A 2,228-nucleotide genomic window follows, 5' to 3' on the forward strand; every position below is an offset into this window, starting at 1 on the left:
CCATGCTTCCCCCTGAAAAATAAATATGTCATGATCAACTCTCTTCCTTGAAAACCCCGTATCCTGTTGGCGCAGTGCGGGGTTTTTCTTTGCTTTTGCGTTCTGTTTTATGACTCTTCAGGGTAAAGTTCCGGGTCCAGCTCATGCCGGGTTACCTGACCATCCGTAGCTGCTTCAATTTGACGAACCCGCTTTGGGGGAATGTTCCCTCTTTCAATCCAGCCACTTATGGACTGCTGTTTCACAGGAGGCGTAAGCTTCTCCCCCAGCTTTTGCTGTCCACCGCAAATTTCGATCGCTCTCTTTAATGCTTGCATAGCTCTACCGGTGTTATTTGTTTTTTGCTAGAAGAACACAGTTTAAGACTGTATTCAAGCAAAGTTTTTGTTCATATATTTCTGCCGCTCAGTTTAGAAATAACAGCCTATATTGTTAGCTCTATAGGTTGTCTGTAACCTTGCACACACAAACATGGATAATGACCGGTTGATCAAAGTCCGGTTCAAGAGTTACTTGATACTCTTATGTAATCTAACGATGGAACATTGATGAATAATTGGCGACAAAGCACATGAGTATTGGTGAGCGCATAGTTCAGGCAAGGAAAAAGAAGGGCTGGAGCCAGGGACGATTGTCAGATGAAATCGAAATAGCTACAGGTAGAAAAATCACCCAGCAAAGCATCGGACAAATCGAAAACAACCAGACCAAAAACCCACGATACATGGCAGATTTTGCCAAGGTCTTGGGGGTTACTGAAAGCTATCTCCGGTTTGGCACTGATCCAAACGTGTCAGACCCAGCCAGCATTTACAGTATGAGAATGGTGCCTTTAATATCCTGGGTAAGCGCAGGCCAGTTTTGCGAGGTATCAGACGTGCGTTATCTTCAGGATCCCGAGGATTTTTTACCTTGTCCGGAAAAGGTCAGTAACAAAGCCTACGCCCTGCGGGTAAGGGGTGACTCCATGACCAGTCAGAATCCTGGAGGACTTAGCTTCCCGGAAGGTACGAATATTTATGTCGATCCGGAAAAGGAGGTCAGCAGCGGTATGCCAGTAATCGCCAGATTACCCGAATCCGATGAATGCACTTTCAAGATTTACGTAGAAGATTCCGGCAAGAAGTACCTCAAGCCGTTAAACCCCCAGTATCCGATACATGAAATACAGGCAGGCACCACAATTTGTGGCGTGGTGGTTGGACAGTATATGAGCCTGGTCTCTTAAGGCTCTTCAGTAAACTTCTCGATCAGATTAACGACGGCGGTAATATGCCGTCCGTTAATCTCACCCCTCCGCTCTTTCTCCGCTACAAGAAAAAAAAGTTTCCGGGCTTCCTCGCTGCTACTGGCCAGCAATGAAAGCATCGGCTGAACCACTTCATCCAGTGGTTCGCTGCCATCTGGCAACATCCTGCCCTGCCCACTCAATAGCCATTCGGTTCGCACTCCAAGCACGTTGGCAATATCAATAATCCGCCAGGTTTCCGGAAGCGATTCCGCTTCAAGCCATTTACGCACAGCATTAGCGGTCACGCCGAACATGGAGGCGATCTGGTTGGCCCTTCCACGCCCCTTTTCAGGCACACCATAGTGGGTGAGAGCTTGGGAGAGGCGGTGGGAAAACAGTTGTTTGCTATTCATCCCTGAATCATTTCAAAAGAAAAACCAACTATCAGTTAGTAATTAAGGTCAACCAAAATTACCGAAATTAAAAAATAATGAAAAAACTGTTGTATCATACAGTTTTGAGCTGTATAAATATCTCAACAGTCAAATGCTGTATTTCAAGAGAGATAACAACATGAACAAGGAACAGGCGCTCAGCCAAATCTGCAGTCTCGCAAAAGACGAACTAGTTACACGGCAGAAACTGTGTACCCTGCAGGCACAAATCAGAGAACTGGTGAGGCAGGGGGTAACTCACCGTTCGCAGATCCTCTCTGTCCACAATCAATATCAATCTGATCTGTGGAAAAGACTCTCCTCTAATGACTCATCTGCTGAAGAAGCACAGTCTCACTACGACCAGCAGCAGTTACCGGGAACGATGCTTCTGGGCAACATCCTGATCGAAATCAACGGCGATGCCGAAGACGAAGGTGATGTCTGCGTCACTGAGCTGGAACAGCTGGTGAGCCCCTTTGAAACCCTCTCCTCCAAAGAGCTGGCAGTGATGACCGTTGCCCTGGAGAACTACCAGCAACATGCAGAGGGTGACTCCTTCA

The 2,228-nt window shown here is 47.0% G+C and carries 4 protein-coding genes; 2 read left to right on the forward strand and 2 right to left on the reverse strand.

The window, feature by feature from the left end; all coding sequences use genetic code 11:
• Positions 1-107: 107 nt before the first annotated feature.
• Entirely contained in the window at positions 108-317 is a 210-nt protein-coding gene (locus tag ACO6UY_RS24495) for a transcriptional regulator (RefSeq protein ID WP_422491656.1), read from the reverse strand.
• Positions 318-556: 239 nt separating this feature from the next.
• Between ACO6UY_RS24495 and ACO6UY_RS24500 the strand changes: the two genes are divergently transcribed.
• The gene (locus tag ACO6UY_RS24500; RefSeq protein ID WP_422491657.1) at positions 557-1,228 is read left to right on the forward strand and encodes a LexA family protein; all 672 of its coding nucleotides are present in this window, start codon (positions 557-559) and stop codon (positions 1,226-1,228) included.
• Here the strand turns inward: ACO6UY_RS24500 and ACO6UY_RS24505 are convergent.
• Complete coding sequence (locus tag ACO6UY_RS24505; RefSeq protein ID WP_422491658.1) at positions 1,225-1,644, reverse strand: hypothetical protein; 420 nt, start codon at positions 1,642-1,644, stop codon at positions 1,225-1,227. The two genes, ACO6UY_RS24500 and ACO6UY_RS24505, sit on opposite strands and share 4 nt — an antisense overlap.
• A 160-nt stretch (positions 1,645-1,804) precedes the next feature.
• Here ACO6UY_RS24505 and ACO6UY_RS24510 point away from each other — a divergent pair.
• Positions 1,805-2,228, forward strand: a 424-nt coding sequence (locus ACO6UY_RS24510) for a hypothetical protein (protein WP_422491659.1), incomplete at its 3' end; no start/stop codon positions are given.

Source organism: Endozoicomonas sp. ALE010 (genome assembly GCF_049310165.1).
GTDB lineage: Bacteria > Pseudomonadota > Gammaproteobacteria > Pseudomonadales > Endozoicomonadaceae > Endozoicomonas.